General features: G+C 43.2%; 26 protein-coding genes. 6 read left to right on the plus strand and 20 right to left on the minus strand.

Annotation, left to right across the window (positions count from 1 at the left end; translation table 11 throughout):
- Positions 1 to 74 precede the first annotated feature (74 nt).
- From NAF19_RS21300 to NAF19_RS21310, 3 genes are all read left to right on the plus strand, one after another.
- A complete protein-coding gene (locus NAF19_RS21300; protein WP_252792362.1) occupies positions 75 to 983 on the plus strand; it encodes an ABC transporter ATP-binding protein in 909 nt (302 codons plus the stop codon).
- Positions 984 to 986: 3 nt separating this feature from the next.
- Positions 987 to 2,234, plus strand: a complete 1,248-nt coding sequence (locus tag NAF19_RS21305) for an ABC transporter permease (protein WP_252792363.1) — start codon at positions 987 to 989, stop codon at positions 2,232 to 2,234.
- A 94-nt stretch (positions 2,235 to 2,328) separates the two neighbouring features.
- A complete protein-coding gene (locus NAF19_RS21310) occupies positions 2,329 to 3,255 on the plus strand; it encodes a Ppx/GppA phosphatase family protein (protein WP_252792364.1) in 927 nt (308 codons plus the stop codon).
- Here the strand turns inward: NAF19_RS21310 and NAF19_RS21315 are convergent.
- From NAF19_RS21315 to NAF19_RS21340, 6 genes are read right to left on the minus strand one after another with little or no spacing between them, the layout of a single operon-like run.
- Positions 3,252 to 3,503 carry a hypothetical protein gene (locus NAF19_RS21315; protein WP_252792365.1) on the minus strand — a complete coding sequence of 84 codons (252 nt, stop codon included), beginning with the start codon at positions 3,501 to 3,503 and terminating at the stop codon, positions 3,252 to 3,254. The genes NAF19_RS21310 and NAF19_RS21315 overlap by 4 nt on opposite strands.
- Entirely contained in the window at positions 3,504 to 3,809 is a 306-nt protein-coding gene (locus NAF19_RS21320; protein WP_252792366.1) for a hypothetical protein, read from the minus strand. It lies immediately after the preceding gene.
- Positions 3,809 to 5,206, minus strand: a complete 1,398-nt coding sequence (locus NAF19_RS21325; RefSeq protein ID WP_252792367.1) for a radical SAM protein — start codon at positions 5,204 to 5,206, stop codon at positions 3,809 to 3,811. The genes NAF19_RS21320 and NAF19_RS21325 overlap by 1 nt, the downstream gene beginning before the upstream one ends.
- Positions 5,199 to 5,948, minus strand: coding sequence for a prolipoprotein diacylglyceryl transferase (locus tag NAF19_RS21330; RefSeq protein WP_252792368.1), 750 nt, complete (start codon positions 5,946 to 5,948; stop codon positions 5,199 to 5,201). The genes NAF19_RS21325 and NAF19_RS21330 overlap by 8 nt, the downstream gene beginning before the upstream one ends.
- A gap of 46 nt (positions 5,949 to 5,994) precedes the next feature.
- On the minus strand, positions 5,995 to 6,609 hold the full coding sequence (locus tag NAF19_RS21335) for a hypothetical protein (protein ID WP_252792369.1): 615 nt from the start codon (positions 6,607 to 6,609) through the stop codon (positions 5,995 to 5,997).
- Positions 6,610 to 6,611: 2 nt separating this feature from the next.
- Entirely contained in the window at positions 6,612 to 7,364 is a 753-nt protein-coding gene (locus NAF19_RS21340) for a carboxypeptidase-like regulatory domain-containing protein (protein ID WP_252792370.1), read from the minus strand.
- A 132-nt stretch (positions 7,365 to 7,496) separates the two neighbouring features.
- Here NAF19_RS21340 and NAF19_RS21345 point away from each other — a divergent pair, with 132 nt between their 5' ends.
- Entirely contained in the window at positions 7,497 to 9,497 is a 2,001-nt protein-coding gene (locus NAF19_RS21345; protein ID WP_252792371.1) for a M1 family metallopeptidase, read from the plus strand.
- A 29-nt stretch (positions 9,498 to 9,526) separates the two neighbouring features.
- On the opposite strand, the gene NAF19_RS21350 is transcribed toward NAF19_RS21345, so the two are convergent.
- The 5 genes from NAF19_RS21350 to NAF19_RS21370 all read right to left on the minus strand — a co-directional run bounded on the left by NAF19_RS21350 (position 9,527) and on the right by NAF19_RS21370 (position 12,257).
- Entirely contained in the window at positions 9,527 to 10,123 is a 597-nt protein-coding gene (locus NAF19_RS21350) for a Maf family nucleotide pyrophosphatase (protein ID WP_252792372.1), read from the minus strand.
- Between the two features lie 128 nt (positions 10,124 to 10,251).
- Positions 10,252 to 10,773: a KdsC family phosphatase gene (locus NAF19_RS21355; RefSeq protein ID WP_252792373.1), complete on the minus strand. Its 522-nt coding sequence runs from the start codon at positions 10,771 to 10,773 to the stop codon at positions 10,252 to 10,254.
- A 73-nt stretch (positions 10,774 to 10,846) separates the two neighbouring features.
- Positions 10,847 to 11,089 (minus strand): Fe-S cluster assembly protein IscX, encoded by a 243-nt coding sequence (gene iscX / locus NAF19_RS21360; protein ID WP_252792374.1) that lies wholly within the window; start codon positions 11,087 to 11,089, stop codon positions 10,847 to 10,849.
- Between the two features lie 33 nt (positions 11,090 to 11,122).
- The gene (locus NAF19_RS21365) at positions 11,123 to 11,455 is read right to left on the minus strand and encodes a 2Fe-2S iron-sulfur cluster-binding protein (protein WP_252792375.1); all 333 of its coding nucleotides are present in this window, start codon (positions 11,453 to 11,455) and stop codon (positions 11,123 to 11,125) included.
- A gap of 19 nt (positions 11,456 to 11,474) precedes the next feature.
- Positions 11,475 to 12,257 carry a Rossmann-like and DUF2520 domain-containing protein gene (locus NAF19_RS21370; protein WP_252792376.1) on the minus strand — a complete coding sequence of 261 codons (783 nt, stop codon included), beginning with the start codon at positions 12,255 to 12,257 and terminating at the stop codon, positions 11,475 to 11,477.
- A gap of 88 nt (positions 12,258 to 12,345) precedes the next feature.
- Here NAF19_RS21370 and NAF19_RS21375 point away from each other — a divergent pair, with 88 nt between their 5' ends.
- Positions 12,346 to 13,266 carry an alpha/beta fold hydrolase gene (locus tag NAF19_RS21375; RefSeq protein WP_252792377.1) on the plus strand — a complete coding sequence of 307 codons (921 nt, stop codon included), beginning with the start codon at positions 12,346 to 12,348 and terminating at the stop codon, positions 13,264 to 13,266.
- A 212-nt stretch (positions 13,267 to 13,478) separates the two neighbouring features.
- Here NAF19_RS21375 and ccsA read toward each other — a convergent pair whose 3' ends face one another.
- The 7 genes from ccsA to NAF19_RS21410 form a co-directional block, all read right to left on the minus strand.
- Positions 13,479 to 15,950: a cytochrome c biogenesis protein CcsA gene (gene ccsA / locus NAF19_RS21380; RefSeq protein ID WP_252792378.1), complete on the minus strand. Its 2,472-nt coding sequence runs from the start codon at positions 15,948 to 15,950 to the stop codon at positions 13,479 to 13,481.
- A 9-nt stretch (positions 15,951 to 15,959) separates the two neighbouring features.
- Positions 15,960 to 16,370, minus strand: coding sequence for a cytochrome c maturation protein CcmE domain-containing protein (locus NAF19_RS21385; protein WP_252792379.1), 411 nt, complete (start codon positions 16,368 to 16,370; stop codon positions 15,960 to 15,962).
- Between the two features lie 238 nt (positions 16,371 to 16,608).
- A complete protein-coding gene (locus NAF19_RS21390) occupies positions 16,609 to 18,288 on the minus strand; it encodes a T9SS type B sorting domain-containing protein (RefSeq protein WP_252792380.1) in 1,680 nt (559 codons plus the stop codon).
- A gap of 304 nt (positions 18,289 to 18,592) precedes the next feature.
- Positions 18,593 to 20,029 carry a Glu/Leu/Phe/Val family dehydrogenase gene (locus NAF19_RS21395; protein WP_252792381.1) on the minus strand — a complete coding sequence of 479 codons (1,437 nt, stop codon included), beginning with the start codon at positions 20,027 to 20,029 and terminating at the stop codon, positions 18,593 to 18,595.
- Between the two features lie 153 nt (positions 20,030 to 20,182).
- A complete protein-coding gene (locus tag NAF19_RS21400; RefSeq protein ID WP_252792382.1) occupies positions 20,183 to 20,392 on the minus strand; it encodes a CcmD family protein in 210 nt (69 codons plus the stop codon).
- Complete coding sequence (locus NAF19_RS21405) at positions 20,392 to 21,111, minus strand: cytochrome c biogenesis protein (RefSeq protein WP_256484414.1); 720 nt, start codon at positions 21,109 to 21,111, stop codon at positions 20,392 to 20,394. Before NAF19_RS21405 ends, NAF19_RS21400 begins: the two co-directional genes overlap by 1 nt.
- A 589-nt stretch (positions 21,112 to 21,700) precedes the next feature.
- Complete coding sequence (locus tag NAF19_RS21410) at positions 21,701 to 21,967, minus strand: hypothetical protein (RefSeq protein ID WP_252792383.1); 267 nt, start codon at positions 21,965 to 21,967, stop codon at positions 21,701 to 21,703.
- 614 nt (positions 21,968 to 22,581) lie between these two features.
- Here NAF19_RS21410 and NAF19_RS21415 point away from each other — a divergent pair.
- Positions 22,582 to 23,076, plus strand: a complete 495-nt coding sequence (locus NAF19_RS21415) for a hypothetical protein (protein ID WP_252792384.1) — start codon at positions 22,582 to 22,584, stop codon at positions 23,074 to 23,076.
- A gap of 219 nt (positions 23,077 to 23,295) precedes the next feature.
- On the opposite strand, the gene NAF19_RS21420 is transcribed toward NAF19_RS21415, so the two are convergent.
- Both NAF19_RS21420 and NAF19_RS21425 read right to left on the minus strand, forming a co-directional pair.
- Entirely contained in the window at positions 23,296 to 23,778 is a 483-nt protein-coding gene (locus NAF19_RS21420) for a hypothetical protein (protein WP_252792385.1), read from the minus strand.
- A gap of 241 nt (positions 23,779 to 24,019) precedes the next feature.
- Positions 24,020 to 24,634 carry an RDD family protein gene (locus tag NAF19_RS21425; protein ID WP_252792386.1) on the minus strand — a complete coding sequence of 205 codons (615 nt, stop codon included), beginning with the start codon at positions 24,632 to 24,634 and terminating at the stop codon, positions 24,020 to 24,022.
- Between the last annotated feature and the right edge of the window lie 164 nt (positions 24,635 to 24,798).

Here is a 24,798-nt window from a genome sequence, read left to right on the forward strand (position 1 = left end):
ATCCATAAATCGTGTAACATTTTAAACAAACCCGTATCTTAACCATAATTATTAACTAAACAAACCATTCTCATATGTTAAGCATCCGCAATATTGTAAAACAATACGCCGGTCACAGGGCGCTGAGCGATGTAAGCCTCGAGGTTAAAAGCGGCCAGGTTTTCGGTCTGCTGGGACCAAACGGCGCCGGCAAAACCTCCCTTATCCGCATCATCAACCAAATTACAGCGCCCGACAGCGGCGAAGTCCTTTTTGATGGCGAAAAGCTCAACCAATCGCATATTAACCGCATAGGCTACCTGCCTGAAGAGCGCGGCCTCTATAAAAAAATGGAGATTGGCGAACAGATGATTTACCTGGCCCGCCTTAAAGGCCTAAGCCGTGATGAAGCCGTGCGCCGCCTCAAAATATGGTTCGAAAGGCTGGGCATGGAAACCTGGTGGAAAAAGAAGATCGAAGAATTGTCAAAAGGTATGCAGCAAAAAGCCCAGTTTGTCGCCACCGTATTACACGAGCCGGACCTGATAATTTTAGACGAACCCTTCAGCGGCTTCGACCCGGTGAACGCCGAGATAATTAAAGATGAAATATTAGCGCTCAACAAAAAAGGTGCAACTATCCTGTTCTCCACCCACCGGATGGAATCAGTTGAGGAATTGTGCGATTCGATTGCGCTGATACATAAATCGCATAAAATATTGGACGGGACAGTTAAGAGCATCCGCAACAGCTATCGCAACGCAACCTACCTGGTAGAATATAACGGTACGGCTTTGACCTTTGACGGGAAACAACCGTTCGAAGTTGTGGAAGCGAAAGAGGGAAGCGACAACGACAATACTATCAAAATTAAGATTGCCGAGAACAGCACCTCGAACGATGTGCTGCAATACCTGCTGCCAAAAGTGCACATCAATATGCTGCAGGAAGTAATACCGAGTATGAACGAAATTTTTATCGAACAAGTAAACCTAATCCGCTAAGCCATGAACAAAGTTTTGTTAATTATACAGCGCGAATACCTTACCAGGGTAAGGAAAAAATCGTTTATCGTAATGATATTTGTAGTGCCCTTGCTGATTTTAGCCATGGGCGCGGTTATTGCATTGGTGGCCAAGGACAGCAACGAACTGGGCGAGAAACAAGTTGTTAAAGTGATAGACGAAAGCGGGCAATTTGCCGGCAAATTTAAAAACCAGAGAAACCTGGAATTTGAATATACCAAACAATCGTACGCTGAGGTGAAGGCTGAACTTTTGAAGAACGAAAACATATCTGCCCTACAGATACCCGCTGATTACACTAAAAATGATGCAGTTAAAATATCTTCCAAAAAGAAACCCGGCATTACCATTATTGAAAAGGTTGAGGCCGAAATGAACAATATCGCCATGAACAATGGCATGTTAAAAAACCATATTGACACCGCAATTCTTCGCTCAATAAAAAGCAACATATCGCTTAGCCCTGTTGAAATAACCGAAACAGGCGATAAAAAGACCAGTTTAGGAGCCAATATCGGCGTTGGTATTGCCTGCGCCATATTAATTTACCTGGCGTTATTCATTTATGGTGCACAGGTTATGCGCGGTGTGATTGAGGAAAAGACAAGCCGCATTATCGAAGTTATTATATCATCGGTTAAGCCTTTTCAGTTAATGCTTGGCAAAATTATAGGTGTAGGACTGGTGGGGCTCACGCAGTTTAGCGCGTGGATAATACTATCAGTTATCTCAACCAAAATACTCGGTCATTCCCTTTCATCATCGGGTGGTATGATGAGTGCGCTTGCTGTACTGCAAACCATCCCTGTTGGCAAGGTTTTGTTCTGCTTTATATTCTATTTCCTCGCCGGCTACCTTCTTTACAGCGCGTTGTTTGCAGCAGTTGGTTCAGCAGTTGATAGTGAAACCGAAACACAGCAGTTTATGTTCCCAATTACGCTGCCGTTATTGTTTACCTACATGCTGTCGGTAACTATATTGTTCCGGGCGCCTGATAGCCCGTTGGCTGTTTGGCTGTCAATTATACCATTTACGTCGCCGGTGGCCATGATGTTGCGGATGCCGTTTGGCCCTCCCGACTGGCAAATATACCTGTCAATGGCTTTACTGGTACTGGGCTTTTTGTTCACCACCTACATTGCTGCCCGCATTTACCGTGTTGGGATATTAATGTATGGTAAAAAGGCAAGCTACAAAGAACTGGTGAAATGGTTTTTTTATAAAGAGTAGAGCCCCCTAACCTCCGCCAAATGGCGGATGAACAATTTGTCGATATAAATCCCTTAAGTGTTAAACAATTTAAGGGATTTTTTATTTTAGAGGCATGAATACACCTGTAGCCGTTATGGACCTTGGCACCAACACGTTTCACTTGCTGATCGCCGGGGGTACCGGTACCGATTATCACGAAATAGTACACGAACAACAAGCCGTAAAGCTTGGCGAGGGTGGCATTAATAAAGGTTTTATCCAACCAGCCGCATTTGAACGCGGCATTGCATGCATGAAGCGGTACCGGCAGTTGGTTGACGATAACAATGTGCAACAAGTCAGGGCAATTGCTACCTCGGCGCTGCGCAATGCATCAAACGGGCAGGAGTTTATTGAGCAGGTAAAAAACAAAACGGATATAGCTATTGAGATTATTGACGGCAATGCCGAAGCCGGTTACATTTACCAAGGTGTACAGGCCGGCGGCGGCCTATCAGGAAAGAATACCGTAATAGTCGATATCGGTGGAGGCAGCGTTGAATTTATTATTTGTAATAACGAAGAAATTAAATGGAAGCAAAGCTTCGAAATAGGCGCCGCCCGCCTGATGGACAGCTTCCACCGGAACGACCCTATCCCACCCGAATCAATCACTGCGTTAAACTTTTATTTGCAGGATGCACTGGCTGATTTTTTTTCTGCCGCGGCAAAGTTCGAAATCAATAACATTATCGGCTCATCGGGCGTGTTCGAATCGTACGCTGCAATTATCGAAACAGGCAAAGGGCATTCTTTCGACTTAAAAAAAACGAGGTATTATACAATTGACAAGACAACACTGCTATCGGTGATTGAAGGTATTGTTTTATCAAACCATCAGCAACGCTTAACTAATTCAAACATCATCCCCGTTAGGGTTGATATGATTGTTACCGCCTCAATACTTGCAAGGTTCATTATTGAAAAACTTGGGGTCGATGAAATTGCCATGTCGGCAAACTCATTAAAAGAGGGGGTTTTGGCGGAGATGATGGGTTAACTGAAAACCATCCAACAACTGGAAAATCCAATCAATAAAACTACCAGCGCGCTTAATAAAAACTCTTTGCGGTAAACAACAATTGCCAGCAGCAAACAGGTAATAACATGAATGCCAATTGCAACTGCCTCAAGTATGATAGTAAGCGAATTGGTAGAACTTGTTCTAAAGTAGATGGTATAGGCAATAAGTATGGTGAGGTTTATTGCAACAATAATTATTTTTGTATTCTGAGTATTTTCCTCCATTTAAATTTTTAAAGAAGATAAAAGATAGGCGCACGTTGAAACGCCTATTATCAAAATCATCAGTCCGCTTAAAAACCAAAGCCAGCTTCGGTACGCTATCGCTAAAATAATGCATACAAAAACATGTATTACTAAAATTATTCCGTCGAGTATAAGGCCCGCTTCGCCCGCAAACTTTAAGATCAGAGTATAACCAACAAATACAAGTAGATTGTACCCTACAACCCTCATATCTTTTGATTGTTTGTTATTTGGCTGCTCACCACCCGCAAATGGGTTGTCTTCCGTTATTTCTTCGTCTTCCATTATACAGGTATTTCGTTTCGTAACTGGTTTAAATATTCGATCTTATCATCCCGGTAAAAAATATTCATGGTTTCAAACGGGATTATCTGCATATCCTTATTTACGATATGTACGCACGATTTTTTGATGGCCCGCACGTCGAAATTCTGCGCATCAATAAACTGCATAATTATCACCCTGAATAAATTATCATAGCGCAAATTGGGCGCATCAATATCCGGCAGGCAGCACATTATCGATTTCAAATGCTCCCCGGCCTTATCCACCGAATTACCGGTGCTGAACATATTCAGCAAATGCATTTTTAGTTTTTCGTCCTGCTCGTAAACAATAGTATTTTTTGAATTGTCGAGCAGGTCATCCGGGTTTATCATGCGGGTTAATGGAAAAACCTGCCCGCCTAATTTTAATACATAGCCCATTACCAAAGCATCAGGGTTGCAGGGCACCGGAATAAGGTCGTTTTTATTAAACACATTCGTTTGTTCCAATATGGCAGTGCGCACTTCCGTTAAGGTGTACCTGTCAGTTGCAGGGTTAAAATTCTCCAGCCGGCCAGCCTGTTGTGTGGGCTGGAAGGTTACACCACGTACACAAGGCTGTTGCAGGGCGTATTCAATTATCTGCCCTATTTCGTCGGTGTTTAATCCTTTTTGCAGCGTAACCACCAGGGTGGTCGAAAGGTTATATCTATTCAGATTTTCTATTGCCTTGCGTCTTACTTCGCGTAAATCTTCGCCGCGCAGTTGTTCCAGCGCCTCTTTCTTAAACGAATCGAACTGCAGGTAGATTTCAAAATCAGGCGCGTAGGTTGCCAGCCGTTGTACAAAAGCCTCATCCTTTGCAATCCGTATTCCGTTAGTGTTAACCATAAGGTGTTTAATCGGCTTTGTTTTGGCAATGTCGAGTATTTCAAAAAACTGCGGGTGCACGGTTGGCTCACCCCCGCTTATCTGCACTACGTCTGGCTGACCTTCATTTTCAACAATTACGTCCAGCATTTGCTCAATTTCGGCAAGGGTACGGTGCCTGCCATAAGTTGGCGATGACATTGCATAACAGGTAGGGCAGCTTAAATTACACCTGTCAGTAACCTCAACCACGGTGAGGCACGAGTGTTGTTCATGGTCCTGGCAAAGGCCGCAGTCATACGGGCACCCAAAATGTGTTTTCGAGTTAAACTTCAGCGGCATTTCGCTGCGCTTGGCATAGTTGCGACAGTTTTTATAATATTCAATATCGGTGGCTATCAGCACTTTTTCAAAACCATGTTGCCTGCAGGTTTTCAGCATAAAAACCTTGCCATCCTCAAAAACTATCTTGGCATCAACCCGGCGCAGGCAGGTTGAACAGATGCTTAAGGTAAAATCATAATAAATGTACGGGCGTTCAGGCATAAGGTTTTACCAGTTTTGATGGGTATAGAAATACTTTATAATAATACAAAATCCCGGCTATACAAACTAATTGAATTACCGATAAGCCAAAGCCAAAAAAGTAATCAGGCTTTATAAATTCAACCAAAAACCTGAAAACCAAATAGGAAGCCAGGAAGATTTTAAATTTCGAGCCGTCTGTAAAACGATATTTGCGTTCGCAAATTTTCAGCACCGCCCATAATATTATCCAAAAAACTATCTCGTATAAATTGGTTGGGTGCCTGCGTATGCCATCACCAAAATTAATTGCCCACGGCAGATTTGATGCAGTGCCATAGGTCCCGTCTTCAAGTCCTGCTAAAAAACAACCCGTGCGGCCGATTATCATCGCCAAAATAAGCGGGTAAACCATCAAATCGCCAGAGGACACGGTTACCCCAATTTGCTTTTTGGTAAGCTCAACGCCAATCAGACCGCCCAACATGCCGCCAACTATTGTTTTGTTGCCTAACAGGTAAATTAAACTGAAGCGCGATAGCAGCGATGGATTTTCGAATACCCCGACAAGGTGTGAGCCAACGAGCGCACCAACAGCGGCCCCAATAAATATAAGCAAGCGGTGTTCAGCGCTTATCTGGTCCTTGCTGTGCTTTCGTAAATAAACATAATACCGGTAGCCAACAAAATAAGCCAGCGTTTCGCAAATAAGGTGGACGGGGATATAGGATTTGCCTAAAGGAATGTTTACAGGAAAATGCACAGCGATTTTTTTTGAAAGATAGCGACCTTTTGCTAAAATCCATGTTTTAAAACAATTTCCTGGCCAGCCATGTGATTGCCCGCCACAACCGGTGGGGCAAGGAATAATGTACCTGGATGCCGCCTACGCGAATACCAGCAATTTGGTCAGCAAAAGCGTTGTTTATATTGGAATAATTATTAAGTTCATCTATCTCAAAATTAACGACGTTTGCACCATCGCCGTTCAAATGAGCGTCGATTTCTATATCCTTCGTGGTAAAACCTCGGATTTTCAAGAATTTCAACCTCCCTTGTTTTGCATGCGTTAAGTTAATTTCCGATTGAAGATGATGGCGGTGCGAGGGTAATCGATTCTGTGCATCGGACATGTTAACGGAAAACACTCCGGCGACGGCCGATGCGATGCCCAATTTTCTCCACGAAAACCCCGGTTGCTCCCTATGGCGAAGCGAAGTGTTAATTTGAGCAAGTTGTTCTGATGTTATCCGCCCGCATGGATTTCTACCGGACGAAAGCAGAATAATGATTTCTTCTTTGGTCATTGTTGTAAAATCAACAACCGTTTTACAGCAACTTTCGCAATGGCGGCCGTCATCAACCGGTGTCATTTGCTGCCATGATTGGCTGCAGGGTTCAGTGATACTGATGCTTTTAATCATATTCATACCTCATTGTTCAATTTGCCCGCAAATAACCGCTGCACAAGCCCGGCATACAGCTGCCTGATTAAAGAGGGCCTGGTAATCCCAAGTCCGCCCATCATCATCGCCTTTAGCTTTAGCTTCAACTCAATTGCACCGGACAATCCTTTTTTCTTGAGCTTCACCTCCGTCCTTTCAAATCCTACAAAGCTAACTGTAAGTTTTTTGGCCGATACAGGCACTCTGATGCTGAACCTGCCATTATTGTCGGTCACGGTTCCCACGTTGCCCTCGTCTAATTTTACTGATACACCTGGCAAAGGCAAATTGGTGTCGTCAACTACTGTTCCGGAAATGGTATGGTATTTACCCGAATCGGGCATCACAATTTTTCCTAACGGAAAACTTTCTGCATGCGGATTATTGCCAATGATTTGCTCAATAGAAGGTGTTATACTTTGCGCATTTGCCTTGCTATAAGCAGTGCTCACAAATAATGCCGCTGCCACCACCCATTTAGCCCAGCCACCCTTATTCTGGGGTTGCCGGCTAACCAGTTGCATATTCACGCTATCGATCTGCTGCGCTCCAATCCTGGCGCAAACATGGTGGTTAGCTGAAAGGTAGCCGATGATTTCATCGTTACTCATCCGTGTAAAATCAACAACAGTTTTACAGCAGCTTTGGCAGTGGCGGCCGCTGTCTGTGGCGGTCATACGGTTCCAATCCTGTCTGCAGGGCTGGGGGATGTTAAGGTGTTTAATTTTGGTCATGGCTAAACAGTTTCCATAATGATGCACACATCCGCACTATTCCATAAATCATTAAAAAAAAATTTAGCGTCGTTGCAGCTGCCAATTTTCACCCCTATCCTTTGTATATTGCAAACACAAACTGACCTCCCCATGAAACTGAAATTTATCGGCACCGCCGTCCTTTTGCTTTTAGTTATTTCGGCCAACGCGCAGCGCAGGCGCCGCGGTAGTAACAGCAACGATACCATCAGCACCAATTACCAGCCATCTGAACTTTTTTCACCGCTTTTTTACAGCGAAAAAGGTAACGAAGTGCATGCCGCCAATGGCGAACCGGGGCTTAAATACTGGCAAAACAGCGTAAGCTATTTTATTGACGCCACTATTGATACCACAGCAAAAACTTTAACAGCCACCGAAAAACTATATTACACAAATAACAGTCCTGATGCGTTGCAATACCTGTGGCTGCAGTTGGACCAGAATACCTACAAAAAAACTGCCCGCTCCAACTTTTCAACGGGCTTTTCGCCGGGTCCCAACCAGCACACCGAAGGGTATGATATTGAATCAGTTTTTATTAACCACGGAGATGTACTAAGAAAGGTTGAGTTTGAAATTACTGATACCCGCATGCAGGTACGCCTGCCAAAGGCTATTATGCCACATGGCGGCGGCATCAGTTTAATTATTAAATACAAATACACACTCCCCGGTAATTTTGGCAACCGCACCGATTACGTACAAACCAAAAACGGCAAAATTTACGAAATTGCCCAGTGGTTCCCCCGCATGTGCGTTTATGACGACACCCGCGGCTGGGATACCCTGCCGTTTTTAGGCAGCGGTGAGTTTTATTTGGAATATGGCGATATCGACTATAAAGTAACCGTGCCGGCTAATATGATTGTTGCGGGTTCGGGCGAGTTGCTTAATCCCAAAGAAGTGCTAACTGCGCAACAAAACACCAGGTTGGATGCAGCCCGTAATAGCGACAAAACCATAATGATACGCGATGTAAACGAGGTAACCAGCCCGTCATCGCGCCCAACCAACAAAGGCAATCTTACCTGGCACTTTAAAATGCTGAACACCCGCGATGTTGCTTTTGGCGCTTCGTCGGCTTATGTTTGGGATGCAGCAAGAGTTAACCTGCCGGGCGGTAAAAAATCGTTGGCCATGTCGGTTTACCCGGTTGAAAGCGCCGGTGAAGGGGCATGGGGCAGGGCGACCGAATACCTCAAAAAGTCGATAGAATATTTCTCGGAAAAATGGTTTGTTTACCCATGGCCATGCGCTGTTAACGAGGCGGGCATAGCAGGCGGTATGGAGTACCCGGGTATTGTGTTTGATGGCATTACAGATAAAGGCAAGGAGCTGTATTGGGTAACTGCGCACGAGATTGGCCATAACTGGTTCCCGATGATTGTAGGCAGCGATGAGCGCCGTTTTGGCTGGATGGATGAAGGCTTTAATACCTTTATTGACATTTACGCCTCGGACAACTTTAATAAAGGAGAATATGCCCCCAAACGCGATGGCGAATATGCACCGGGTGGGGGTAACCCTGCTGACGAAATCATCCCAATAATACAGGATCCTAACGCGCCAACGATAATGACCGCTGCCGACGCTATCCCCGAAAAATACCGCCACCCGCTGGTATATTTTAAACCTGCTTTCGGCCTGGTCTTATTGCGTGAACAAATCCTTGGTAAAAACCGGTTCGATTATGCGTTTAAAAACTACATCAACAAATGGGCCTACAAACACCCGCAGCCCGACGATTTTTTCAGGTCGATGGATAACGGCGCAGGCGAAGATTTGTCGTGGTTTTGGAAAGGGTGGTTCTATAATAACTGGTCGCTTGATATCGTATTGGTAGATGCAAAATACGCCAGCAAAGACCCGAAAAACGGCCTGCAAATAACAGTCGCCAACAAAGAGGCTATGGCTATGCCGTTTACCGTTGAAGTTAAATTGAAAGACGGCACCAAACAACGCACCTATTTCCCGGTTGAAACCTGGCTGCAAAACAAAGCTATAACATTTACCCTGCCGACAACAACCGAAGTGGAAAGCGTAACAATTGACCCTGACGCGGCTTTGCCGGATATTAACCGTAAAAATAATACAATGACGGTAAAATGAGGATTGCAGAGACGCGAAGCATCGCGTCTCTACAATTTTTCTAATTCGCGATACAGCTTTTCCGTAGGCAGCCCGACCACATTTGTATACGAGCCATCTATTCGCTCAATACCGATCAAGCCAATACGTTCTTGTATCCCGTATGACCCAGCCTTGTCAAAAGGTTTATATTTATCGACGTAATTACTGATTTCCTCTTCAGCGAGTTCGCTGAAATAAACTTCCGAAACATCATAAAAGCTATGGTATTTATGTTTGTGCAGCAGGCAAACCCCGGTAATTACCCTGTGCATCCTGCCTGAAAGCAATTGGAGCATTTCGATGGCGTGCGCCGCATCTTCCGGTTTACCTAATATCAGGTCATCAATGCAAACAATGGTATCAGCGGTAAGCACAATCTCGTCGCCAACGGTTTCATCAAATGCTTCCGCTTTTTTTGTGGCGATATAAACTGCCACTTCTTCGGGCGTTAAACTATCCGGGTACGATTCATCTACATCCTTCAGCACCACCCTGAATTCTATATCCATCAGTCGTAACAGTTCCTGCCTGCGTGGCGATTTTGATGCGAGAATAATATTGTAGTTCATAGTTGATGGTTCATGGTTTATAGAAGAAATGCTCATGGTTGATGGTTCATGGTTCATAGCCGGAAGCAAAGTCTGTTAATGGTTTCAGCTACAAAATTAGTGATCTGTATTAACCAATGGCCGCAGCTACCATGACCTATGAACCATCAACTATGAACTCTTCCCTACCAGCTATACGCCTCTTCGGTCATCCACTTATCCTGTATTTTCAATACCTTTTCAATTACATCTCGGGCGCAGCCTTTACCGCCAACAAAGGGCGAAACATATTTACTGATGGCCTTTATTTCTTCCACCGCATCGGCAGGACAAACAGGCAGGCCAACGTATTTCATAGCTTCCAGGTCGGGAATATCATCACCCATATACAGCACATTTTCGGGACTAATGGCCTTTTCTTCCAGGTATATCTTCAGTTTGGTAATTTTGGTGTGTATACCCATGTAAACATCCCGCACACCCAGGCTGTTTAAACGGTGCATCTGCGCCTTTGAGCGGCTGCCGGATACCGTAACAACATTGTATCCGCACTTTACCGCCAGTTGTAGCGCATAGCCATCCTTGATGTTAAAAGCCCGGCTTTGCAAACCATCGTCTGTCACAAAAACAGAGCCATCGGTAAGTACGCCGTCAACGTCAAAAACAAACGTAGTTATTTCTTTAAGCTTGGATAAAAATGATTCCACTAATTATTTTTTTTTATTCCACCGATTGTTGAATGATTTCACCGATGACCACAACTCACCACTGCAACTGCAATTACTGGTTATCCCGCCACTCATATACCCAGGCCGACTGGATTTGCTCCAGGTGCCCTTCGTTCGATTCTTCGCGGGTGCCCGCAAAGTTGGGCAGGCTCAGCACCCACTCCAGTAAATCCGTAAAACGGATGCGGTATATTTTCGATTCGCCAAAGTCGTCACCAAACTTTTCATAAAGCTCGATAGCAATGTCTTCGTGATCTTTCCAATGTATCGGCAGGCTAAACTTTTCGTCGTTCATTTTTGAATATAGTTATAATAGGTATAAGTGCTACTAATGCCCCAGGAATTGGTTTTGGTCTGGCAACGTAATCTCTATGTCGCCGTCAACAATAACACACTGGCAGCCCAAACGCGAGTTGATGCGCGGGTTAACCGCCCTGTCGATAAAATCTTCTTCTTTGTCAGATATCTCCTGGATATTATCCATACCCTTGTTTACATATACGTGGCAGGTACTGCATCCGCATACCCCGCCGCAATTGTGCTGCAGCTCAATGCCGTTTTCCAGGCAAACGTCCAAAACAGATTCACCTTCGGCAATGGGTAATTCAACACTGTCCATACCCTTCTCCTCAAAGCTTATCTTAACTTTAAAAATGTTCATTTCAGCAAAAGTAACAAAATTACCCGTGCCCGTGCCCCGTATTATTGTTTTTGATAATATCCTGACTTAACAACTCATAAATAGTCTTTAAGTCCGGCTTTGTATCCAGCATTTGCAAGTGTGCCGCCATGGTGTTTTCATCATTGCGGATAGCGGGTCCCGTTTGCACCTCCGCTGGCAGGTGGGTTTGTACTTTTTGGGCTGTTTCTAAAATCAATGGCCGCAACATTTCAAAATCCATTTCATTTTCTGCCAGTAATTGCTGTGCTATATTATAAAGGTAGTTGGGGAAATTACATGCAAACACGGCAGCCAGGTGTAATATTTTGCGCTGTGTCGAGCTTACCCGGTAAACGTTATTGCTTACGGTTCGCGCAAGGTCAATCAATAGGGTGGTTATGCTTTCATCCGCTCCCTCTATGCAAAGGGGCACCGTTAAAAAATCAACTTCCTTATTTTTACTAAGGGTTTGCAGCGGATAAAAAACACCTGATTTTGAGGTAAAATTCAATAATGTCCGCAAATCAGTAGCACCGGAAGTGTGGGCTATCAGCCTCTTGTGCTTCGCCAACGTTTCGGCAATTGAGCCGATGACATCATCCTTAACCGAAATTATAAAGATATCGGTCTCCGGGCTAACATGGCTTAAATCATCAATCGCTTCGGCGCCTACGTGGTAGGCAAGCAGTGCCGCGTTTTGCATATTGGCACTGTAAACCTGCACAATGCGGTGACCTGCGTTTTTAAAAGCAGCCGCAAGGTGTGTGGCAACATTCCCCGAACCTATTATACTTATGCGCATATATTGTAAATTATAGGTAGCGATAACACAAATATTTCCCCTATTTTTAAGTTTTCAGAAACGTTTATATTATCCAATTAACCAGGGCATGAAATTACTTAAAGTCATCTTTACTACCATCTTATTTTTAGCCATATTAACAAGTATTTACTTTTTGATTATGTACAAAAAAAGCGACATGGAGAAAAAGGAGCTGACAGATGAAGAAAGGAAAGGAACTACAGGCCAATACATAAAACTAAGCCAGGGCGTTACCCACTATGAAATAGCAGGGCCCGACACCGGGCAGGTAGTAATATTGGTACACGGTTTTAGCGTACCTTATTTTATCTGGGACGGTACTTATGAATACCTGGTTAAGCAGGGTTTCAGGGTAGTACGGTATGACCAGTACGGCCGGGGCTTTTCTGACAGGCCCGATGTAGTTTACAATAGCGTTCTGTATCAAAATCAACTGGCTGAATTGATTAAGCAACTGCACCTGAAAACCCCTGTTGATTTGGCAGGTGTGTCGCACGGCGGCAAGGTTATTACGGATTTTACCTGCAGCCACCCGGAATTGGTTAGTAAGGTAATTTTGGTTGACCCCGCCTACCCTTATGAAAAACCGTCAGAATCAAAGCTATACATTGACTATCACGAAGCTACCCATGGCGACGAACGGGCCACCGGGCAACTGGCAGATTTTAAATACCCGCAGCGGCACCCGGATTGGGTTGCTAAATACCGGGTGCAAATGCAGTACAAAGGTTTCAGGAATGCCCTGGTATCAACCATGTATAATTATAATTACAACGGTCGTGCAGCCAATGTCTGCCTTAACGGCACGCACAAACCCGTGTTGCTGGTATGGGGGAAAGAGGATCACACAGTTCCAATTGCATTCAGTGATTCTATCCGCAGCGTATTGAAAGTTGATTTCTTTCCGGTGGATGATGCCGGGCATTTGCCTTATATCGAGCAGGCAGATAAAGTTAATCCTATGATTGCGGAGTTTTTGAGGAAATAGCTCATTTTTAGGTCACTTTTTGATTTGATATTATCTCTAGCACGTCATTGCGAGGAACGAAGCAACCTCTACATATGCAAATCAACGAAATAAAGGCTTTGTGGTGACCTATCAGCCGCATTTAGGTCACACAAACATTAAGATCCATGAATGTCCTGCGTAGAGTTTGCTTCGTTCCTCGCAATGACGATGATATTTAAACTTGGGCTATACTATACCGTCTTCAGCTCGCTATTCCTTCTTCTTATCGACATTAAAAACCCTATTATCATAATAATAGTACCCGACCATAGGAAGTTGATATAAGGGAAATCAAGCGCACGCATTACTATCCATGGCTTTTTGTTTTGCGGCTGCTGGTAAACAACTATCTCCACCTTGTTTTCGGCAGGGATAATTTTTGAAAGGCGCAGCTTCAAGCCTGCATCTTCAACCTTGCGGGCAAAATCAAACACGCTTTTGTTCTTTATCATATAAACCGGCTCGGCTTCGTATTTTTTGTTGTGCGATATCACTTCCAGCTTTGCGCCGATGGCTACATCATTGCCTGTAATAGGAATATTCTGCACCTTAACTTCCCGGTTTAACGACTTCAATATGATGTCGCCGTCCCTGTAGTGAATGGTATCGCCAACAGCAATTTGGTGAGGAACAGGCTCATCGTAATTCTTATCGTCGTTTTCTTCGCCATGTGCGTCGCCTGCAGCAGCAGCCTGGGTATTGGTACCGACCGGCAAAGCTGTTATGTGAGTATACAAATCGTGCAGTAAATAATGTTTGGTATCAGGCACCGGCGATGGCTCCGAACCCATTTGCGGGTTGGTAAGCACGTTGGGTCTTAGTATAAATTCTTCTGTAACTTTACCAGTTTCATCCAGGCGTTTATAATTCACTTTAAAATAACGGTTAGGCGCTGCCACTGAGTCACCCAGGTAGGTAACCGTGTAGTCGCCCATTTTTACCGGCTCGTTTTTATAGATCATTACGTTTTCGCGCGCACTGCCCATACCCTCGGCCTTATCAAAACCACTCATTTTGATCACTCCCGACTCGTTAAGCGATACCACCTTGCGTGTTCCGGCAGCAATCAGCGCCCCAACCAGCATCAGCGCAAAACCAATGTGCGCCACTGCCGAGCCTGCAAGCTTAAACTTACCTTTAACCGCATCGGCCAAGACCTTGCCGTTGGCCAAAACCGAGTAAATAGACCCAAACATTACCAGGTTAAACACAAAATGTAGTTTGTAAAGGCCGGTAGCGTAAACGACCAAAGCAGTTATCAACGCCGCTAACACAAAGTACACCGCAGTAGTTATGAAAAAGCGGGTAATGTCTGATTTTTTGTATTTTAAAAACTGGGTAAAGCCGGTAAGTATTGCAATAACCATAGCAAACGAAGCCTGGATAACGTTATAATGCCCCACCAAATCAACCGGCGGTGCTATTTTGGTGCCAAATGCCCTGTTAAACACCGGGATTGATGTTACCAGCAACAAATGGAAACATGAAAGCGCCAGGAATATTGCACCTACAAACATCCAGAACTCGCGCGAATAAGTGTCTTCGTCCTTTTTGGTAATCGGCATCTCTTTGAACCGTGCCACTACCAGCCATACAGATATAACCAGGAACACGATAACGTAACTCACCAACTGCCCGAACATACCTAAATCGGTAAACGCGTGCACTGAAGTATCGCCAAGTACGCCGCTTCTTGCGAGGAATGATGAATATAGCACCATGATAAAGCTCACCAACACAAGGATGGTAGCAGTGACATAGGAGTGCCCGGTGTTTTTGTAAACAATCATTACGTGTACCCCACCCACTAACGTTAGCCATGGAAAAATCGACGCGTTTTCAACCGCATCCCAGGCCCAGAAGCCGCCAAAGTTTAGCGATTGGTACGCCCACAACGAACCCATTATTACACCCACACCCAAAATCATTGAAGCAAAAAGCCCCCACGAAATAGCAGGTGCAATCCATTCTTTATAACGTTTTTGCCAAAGCCCCGCAACAGCATAGGCAAATGGTACAACCACTGATGCCGCACCTAAAAACAGGGTTGGCGGGTGTATTACCATCCAATAGTTTTGCAGCAAGGGGTTCATACCCTGACCGTCTTTTATATACGTAAGATAATCAGATCGCGAAAATATCGGCCCCTCAACTGCATTCCTTAAAAGCAGGAATGGCGAACTGCCTATCCTCGCGCCAAAAAGCTCGATGCCTAATAGCATTGATGCCAGGAATAACTGTGAGAGTGAAATAACCGTCATTACCGGCCTTTCCCACGATTTTGCGCGCCAAATCAGGATATTACCTAAAACCGCCTGCCAGAACGTCCACAACAAAAAGCCGCCTTCTTGCCCGTTCCAAAATCCGGATACGATGTAGTAAACCGGTAACGACCGCGAGGTATAGGCCCACGCGTAATGATATTCGAAATAATGATTGTAAATAACGTAAAACAGTAATACTGCTACGCCTAAAATAGATATGGAATTCGCCCAGAAGGCTATGCGCCCCATTTTCAGCCACGAAGTATCAAGTTTATTGGTACTGGTAGTAGCAAAATAATAACTTATAGTTGAGAGTAGCGCCGCGCCGAATGATAGAATAACAAACACTTGCCCAATATGGCCGGGCAAAAGGTGTTCGCCTTTAAAAGCTGTATCCATTAAATAATTTTATATTTCGGCCGTTTTAGCCTTGAACTCGGTAACTTCTACTTTGTCTTTGGTGTACTTCGACGGGCATTTCATCAGGATGGTTGATGCATGAAATTCTTTGCCTGTCATGCGGCCGGTAAGCACAATCTGTTCCGACTTCTCGAAATCCTGTGGCTTGGTGCCGGTATATATCACCTTACATTCCTCACCTTTATTATCTTTCACAAAAAATGCAAAATAGTTAGCATCCTTTGCAGCGTCGTAATAAAGTTCCTTGCTTTTATCTAAATGGCCAACTACGTGTAGCTCATCAGTTGTTTTTTTAGCGTCGCTGAACGAGCCGTAAGTACTTGAGCTGGAATAAGTACTGATAATAACTGCTATCGCGATAGCAATTACAACCAAACCAAATATTGCGCTTTTTTTCATTAAAGGTTATCTCCTCGTATTTCGGTTTACAAAAATACAAAACGTTAATGTAATAATGTTTATTACAAGGGATTAATATTATTTAGAATTATTCTTAATTAAGTCAGTAAAGTCCGAAAAGAAAAAAGAAAAACGAAGTTGATTAGATTGATTGAGTTGGATTAAGTTAATTAAGCTTCTCAAAACTTGCAGCGTCTTTACTGACTTTCCCAACTTTTCGGACTTTCCCGACTTCCAACTAACGTATCAGCGCTATGCTTCCCCCCTTGCTTATCTTTATCTGATTATAATCATCATAGCCGTCCAGTATCCAGTAGTAAACCCCGGTGGGCAAGCTGTGACCGCCAAAACTGCCGTCCCAATAGCCTGTGGTCGATTTTGTTGAAAATACCAGTTTTCCGTAGCGGTTAAAAATTTTAACGTCAGTAAATGTTGCTACGCCATTCAGCGTAACCAAAAACTTGTCGTTTACACCGTCGTTGTTAGGCGTAAAGGCAGTTGGGGCTACTATGGTATAAGGCGGAGGCGGGTGTATCACCACGTTAACTTTCGCTATTTTTTGGCAGCCATAGGCGCTTTCGGCCTTTACATAATACACGCCGCCATATTTTATGGCTGTGTAGTTATAAACAGGCTTTGTGGCCCCGGCATCACTATAGTAGCTATATCTTAAATCATTTTGATGGGCAAAAGTTGTGGTAAGGTCAACCGTAACCGGGAAATCAACCGGCGCGGGATCAATGATGTTTATTTCGGGATAGGCAATAGTTACGTGCACGGGCAGTATATTCATACAGCCTTCCTTGTTTATTCCCTGTATGTAATAAGTGCCGGTATCGGTAACATGCTTGGGCGTGTACACATAGCTTGTCGCCAGCGAATCTGTAAAATAAGCAAATGTGGTTTCAGGACTGGTGCCCGCTGTTACTTCAGGCCGGGTAAGGTCAACACCGTCCCCGGGACACCCTTTTACAGTATCTTGTACCTTTAACCTAAACCCCTCGTCAATTTTATTTACAAGGGTATGCAGGGTGTCTACGCAGCCTACTCCGTCATAGGGCAGTGCCACCAGGGTATAGCCGGTATTGTCGGGTGGTGGCGGCGATAAGGTTAAGGTTTTGCCTGCTCCAAGCTGTTTCGACATATCACCATTATACCAAAAATATTGTGCAAAGCCGGTAGGTCCATATAAGGTAACCGACCTTTGGCCCAGGCAATAAGCATTTCCTGCTATAGCGTTCCCGTTGTCCTCTTTCATGTCAAGGTAAGCATAGCCAAAATGCTGCCCCCGGGTACAATCATTCGTTGTAAATTCAAGCCTGATGGTTTTACCAAGATAGTGGCTAAGGTCTATCGTTGCTGTCGACCAATCTTTATAATAAATGCTCTCTCCCTTGTGGCCAACCGCCGTTGATAATTTAAAACCCGGCAAGGTAGAAGATGCGGCAAAATCAAAAGCCGGGCATTCAATACTTGTATGATCGGTTACATCAAAAACGTGCGCGGTAAATTTGGGTTGTTGAAATGGCTGGTGATTAGGATTTTCGAGCACCACAGCGTAATTGAAAACTATACTGTACGATTTTATATTAGGCACCTTAAAAGTATACGAAATGCGCTCCGCTTCCTTTTGTACACTGTCGTTACCCAATTTAACAGAATAGTCGCCGCCTGTGGGGCACATTACCGGAAAGTTGCCGTAAGGGTCCCGCTGCGAGCCGTTATACAGCCGGCCAAGTAGCGTGTGTCGGGTATTGACGGGTCCGGAAGGTGTAAGGTCTATCTTGCCCAGGGAGTCGATATGCCCGATAAAGCAATCCCAGTATGCAAAATTGCCATTTTCGAACCCGATATTTGGTGTTTGGGCAAATGTTTTAAAGCTGATAAATAATAATATTACGACTAACTTTTTAAACATCCCCATTCCATTAATCAATTAAAGGTAAACGTTTTAACCATTAATGTTAAAGCACCGGTTTTAAAAGTATGTAACTTATTTAACATAAATATTAAATATAACCGCGCGCAGCAAGAAAGGATGATTTGGCATATAACCGTGCCCGTATGTTTACCTACGGTAAATTTGGTAAATCGGTTGCCTGGATAGCAGTTTGACTCTTCAATTTAAAACTAAAAAGCCCTTCATACCGAAGTACAAAAGGCTTTTTGTTTTTTCAAATCCGAAATCGATCCGCTACATAGCGGACGACCTCCGAAATCCGTTATGGCCAAATACCAAGATTTTGGTACGATACCGCGATTTTATTAATGGCGCCAACCATTGCTGCACTGCGCAGGGTATCAATTTTAGGATTGGCTTTGTAGGTTTCCCTTATTTCGTGGTACGAGCGTATCATGGTATCTTCCAAACCAGAGTTAACCAACTCAAGCTCCGAGGCTCCCTTAATAATAGTCGACCGTTGCATTGGCGTTAGTGCCACTCCGGTTAAGCCTTCAACCATGTTTACCAGGTTAAGGTTAGAGTTTTCTTCAAACCTGCGGTTCATACGGCCGAATGCCACATGCGAAAGGTTTTTCAACCACTCGAAATATGATACGGTTACACCGCCGGCGTTGGCGTACATATCGGGGATAATTAAGCCGCCGTTTGCGTAAAATATAGTTTCGGCTTCGGGCGAGGTAGGCCCGTTTGCACCTTCGGCAATAATTTTTGCTTTAATATTTTTAACGTTTGCCAGGGTTATCTGGCCTTCTAAGGCTGCAGGCACCAAAATATCGCATGGTTGCTCCAGGCCTTCCATCGAATTTTTAAATTCTTTTTTAGCGCCGGCATAGCCAAGTATCGATCCGGTTGCCTTGCGGTGCTGGAATACTGCATCAACATCCAGTCCATCTTCGTTGTAAATAGCGCCTTCAAATTCGCAGAGACCTACCACTAGGGCGCCAAACTCAGCCAAAAACTTAGCTGAATGGTAACCTACATTACCCAGGCCCTGTACAATTACTTTTTTGCCCGATATGCCCGGCAGCAAGCCGATTTTCTGCATATCCTCGCCTACACTCACACATTCGCGGATGGCGATGGCTACTCCCCTGCCGGTTGCTTCCTTACGGCCTGCAATACCATGCAAAGCAATTGGCTTACCGGTTACCGCACCCATAGCATCAAGCTGACCCGGGTTCATGGTGGCATAAGTATCGGCAATCCAGCTCATTTCGCGCTCGCCCGAACCATAGTCAGGGGCAGGCACGTCGATGCTTGGGCCAATAAAATTCTTTTTGATGAGCTCCACCGTGTATCGGCGGGTAATATTTTCAAGTTCGGTTAAGCTGTAGTTTTTGGGGTTTATTTTGATACCGCCTTTAGCACCACCAAACGGCACATTCACAATGGCGCATTTGTAGGTCATAAGGGCTGCAAGCGCCATAACCTCGTCCTCATTAACCATCTCGCTGTAGCGGATACCGCCTTTGGTTGGCGACTGGTGCTGCGAGTGTTCAACGCGCCAGGCATCAATCACTTCAAAGCCATTGCCCCGGCGTATAGGGAAACGGAAACGGTAAACACTGTTGCATGATTTAATCTGGTCTAACAGGCCGGAATCGTGCTTGGTAAATTGAGCTGCGTAATCAAAGTTTTTACATACGTCACCAAAAAAGTGGGTATCTTCATTAGCGGCCGGGTTGGTAGTAGCCATAAATTTTGTTTGATAATTATTAAATCGTTAAAAAAGTGCACAAATTTGATACATTTTTTATCAATATCGCAAATTTATTATCTACAGTTTTGCACTGCATGCATAATATTACATTAAAATGCAGGTTTAAATTGAATAGGCTTATTTTTTGAACTATTTCTCTTTTTCGATTTTTCTTAACCGCCTGTCTATCGAGAACAAATAGATGGCTATACCTGCAAGAATTATGACCACAATGGCCACTACAACGTAAATTTTACCAGAACTGCGGAACACATCGGCCATTTCGGGCCCCGAAGTGGCTTGGGCAAAAACAGCGATATTGCTTAGCGTTAACAGTATTAAAAACAGTAATTTCTTCATCAATCCAGCGAATTATTTTTGTACTCAATTAAACGGATGCGGTACCTTAGGGTAGCTATCCAAACCGCCAACAGGCTCCAGCCTGCCATTGCCGGGTAAAAAACGGCCCTCATCCGGCCATCCAGGTCATAACGGCCAAAGGCCGGGTTGCCCCCGTTACCCGGGTGCAGCGAATCTGTCATCCTCGGGATAACAAATATCAATACGATCATGATCGGGAAGGCGAAAATATTGTATATGGCCGATATTTTTGCGCGTTTTTGCTCCTCATCTATCGAGTTGCGCAATACCAGGTAGGCACAATACAGCAAAAAGGCAATGGCGGCGCTGTTTTGCTTCGGGTCGCCGCTCCAGTAGGCGCCCCAGGTATATTTGGCCCAAAGCATACCGGTAAGCAAGCCAAGCACATAAAAAAACATCCCGGTGTTAACACATTCCACAGCAGCAAGGTCATCCTTCTCCAGCCCCTTGTCCAAATACCGGATGCTGTAAAAAACCGACATCACAAAAACCGACAGCATAGCCATCCACATCGGTACGTGGAAGTAAAGGTTACGGATGGTTTCGTTAAGGATAAACTTATCAGGGACGCCCAGCAAAAAGCCGGCAATCAGCGTGTAAAACAGCAGGATTATGGTGCCCACCTTCCACCACATCTTTGTCATTTGCCTTTGCAGAAAATGATAAAAATTGGCAGCTATCTGTGAAATAATCTTCATAAAAATTTGTAGGGCAAAGGTAGTATTTTTAGTTGATTAGGTTGATTAAGTGAGTGGTTGTTTTTTGTTTAAAAAATCGCCAAAAATGTTCCTGTTCACAGTGAAACACAAGGAACAGCGTGGAACAGTAAAATCCAACACTTTTTGGTAAAAAGTGCATTTCCGGCTCATCTTGGCAGTTTTCTATTTAAAAGCTCCACGAAAAATGAAAAAAGTACTGACAAAATAGTGTCAGCACTTTTATAATATTTAATGACGATATAAGGCATCACCGATATCCGGCTGATGTATTGTCCATCTTGCTTACGGGTGCCCCACCCGTATAGGCCAACGCTGCCTTGCGCAAGGTTGAGGTGGCGGAAAAATCGCGTACGGCAGCTTGTAAAGCGTTCCATTTTCGCACATGGAACACCCGGAACGCTGTGAAACATACTCATTTTCAGCTATTTAAAAAATGCAAATTTTACTTCAACAAAAAAGTCTGCATTTAAAAACGCGGTTTACCTAAATGCAGAAACACGTAGCCCACCGCCTTTGGCCTGACCAGATACGCGATCTGAATAAGTATGTTATAAAAAGTTATAGAAAATTACTTCTCAGAAAAAACACCTTTGAAAGCGTTTATAACTTCATCCTGAATTTGTTTTGGAACGTAAGTATGTTTACTGAAGCCAATTGTATATCTGCGGTCGTCCCACGTTGTCAGGAACTGATGGGAAAGCTTATCAGGTGCTTTACCTGAAATATGATTGATTTGATTTTTAAATAAGCCGAAGTTTCTTTCTTCTATGTCCTCAACTTGCAGTTCAAACTCTGCCATCTTTTTGTCGTGATTTTCGCCCCACATTGATGCCATAATTTAATAAAATTTTAAGATTTATATAACAATGTAATTCACCTGTTAACCTTTAAATATGTTCAATAATCATTACCCTCTAAGTTAAACAAGCTTCGATTCATCTGTCCGTCTTCCGTAGTTTATATCACATCTAACAACTTCGGAAATGCACGACCAATGACGCTTAAGTTTTGATTTTCTTCCTAAGCCTGTTTATCTGCGCCTTTTGCTCTAACACTTTCGCTGAAATCTCTTTTAGCATTTTAACGGACTTTTTGCTCTCCAAAGCCTTCCCAGAGTCATGCTCGGGTTTCGTTATTTTCTTCGTCATTATAACTTTAAGTTTATCAAATATAACTAAAAGTTATGACTTGGCAATGCAAATAATTAGTATTTATTGAATTGTTCCCGTGAACTATCCCTGCTAACACAAGGGTTTCTTTTTTTTTGAAATCGCACAGCCTGCCGGGTTGCGGCCCGCGGGCGGGGAACAAAGCGAAAGGCAACCTCTGTCCAATGGCCTAATCGGATACTCAGAATTTAAAGGGAGTTGTTTTAATCGCTTTGTTTCAATACATTTAAGCCACCTAGCAAGTGTCTATTTTCATTAAGCTAAAGTTAAATTATTTAAAATGAGGGCAGTAATCTTAATTTTGGTATTTACTTTATGTTCAGTATTCTGTGTAGCTCAATCGCCGAATCCTAAAATTTGGACAAAAAACTATAAGCTGCGATACTACAAAAGGTTAATTTCTAGCAAGGATACAACGTTGCCAGATGATTTGAAGGTAAAAGATTGTAACTGTATAGTCGAGAAAATGGCGGTTAAATACCCACAAGGACTGCCAACCAAAATACCTGATAAAGTCATGGTTAAAGTTGCTGGTGATTGTGCCAAAGAACTAACCAATATAATACCATGGAGCAGTTTTTTTGAACAGTCTTTAAAAGAAACATTTTCACAAAATGAGTTAATTAAAGCACTTCCAACCCAAGGAAGAATATCTCTATGCAATTGTTATATAACTCAATTAAAAAAATCATACCCTAACGGGTTGCCAAGAAACCTTGCAGATAATGATATGAAGCATATTTTGCAGAAATGCCCAATGAATAGGTATAGATAGCCTGTCGTAAATATTTATATTGTTGACTCGATTGAAAGCTGCTCCTGCTTCCGCAATCGTTTCCTTTTTAGCTAACGCATAGCCACCCGGATTGTTACCGGCTAACAGCCAACTGAGTACCTGGCAACCATCCACTAATCTACAACAACTTTAATTAAGGAAATGATATAGAAATTGGCACCAAATAAATATTTACATCATACTAAGTAAGGCAAATAATTACCCGTAAAATAACTCATCACGCTCTGTTTCGTGAAATTTTTTTAATCCTTTTACCAAGTCTCTTGCAAACGCATAATTAGCCCATAATAATATACCGGCAGCCAGCCAGTCCCGAAATTCAGTTTTCTCGCCTCCGTTCCAAAAGCCATACATTAAAAACAAGATGGATATAATAGATAGGGCTACAGTATATTTTTCAGAAAATTTATATCGCCAAATCGGGCAAATTTTACTAAACAGGTTAATTATAATCATCGCTATAAAAGCGCATATATACCTTACTACATAAATGATGGTTGTTCCTATTACTAAAAACAAAAGCCAAAACGCAATGAAACTTAACTTTGATTTTAAATCGAAGAACAACACCAGTCCGTTTACACATACCCAATTAAACCCACAAAAAACCAAAGGAATGATAAAAAACATAACTATGGCATAAATTACGATGCGTAGTGTATCTGAAAACTCTGTTGTCATTTCATTGAGATTAGATCGATAAAAAAGCCACTTGTTAGGTAGCCTAAATGTATTAAAATATTTTGATTATTATTTTCTGGCCTTCCAGTCCTGCCCCACGCAAGCGGGTTTCTTTTCCGCCGTACAGTCTCCCGGCTGGTGGCCTGTTAACAGGTAAAAAGCGATAGGCCAACCATCCACCTAATCTATAATAATTTAAATTAATGATATATAAGTTCACCTCGATCGAAAACAGTTTGATTTATCTATAAACAACAGAGGTATCAGACATCTTATCAACAAGAGTTTGTTTGTTTTTATCGCCCAACATTATTAAATGGCCAATGCTAAATGTTATAAAATTTAACACCATAAAAACACCTCTAACAAACCCCATAAAAAAGTTAATCGGTTTTTTACTTTTAGTATAAACAACGGTTAGTCCAAAAATAAGCATGCCCGGTGTCGCGTTAAATAAACCTAAAAAAATAGCGTAATAGGAAACGTATACAGCAAAGGCATACCCATAATATAAATTTGTTTGTTGATAGGTAAACGGCACATTATAAGCAATGATAGAAACTGTTCCATAACATATTATATGGTCAATTACATAATTAAAACATCTTGGCCAAAAATTAGCGTATTGATGTTTTTCGGGCTGATTTTCTATATTAGTTTTAAGGATGCCATAACTATTTTCGCATGCCACTATATCGGCTTTTGGCACACCCCTTTCAATTAAAATTTCCTCTATGATGGGTATTGCCGCTGGGTCGTAATCATCTTGAGTAAAAGACAAAATATCAATTAGTTGTAATGATGTTTTGCTATTTAAAGCTTTCTTAACAGCGTTAAAATCAATTGGAGAAGGCATTTTGGTTAAATTTAGGTAAATAAAAAAGCCACTTGTTAGGTGGCTTAAATGTATTAAAATGTTTTGATTAATGTTATTCCTTTTCCGACTTACCAGCACCGCTCCCGTAAGCGTTTTCCTTTTCCACCGCCACACAACCTCCCTCTTCTCGGCCCGCTGACAGT

Source organism: Mucilaginibacter flavidus, assembly GCF_024055575.1.
GTDB lineage: Bacteria > Bacteroidota > Bacteroidia > Sphingobacteriales > Sphingobacteriaceae > Mucilaginibacter > Mucilaginibacter flavidus.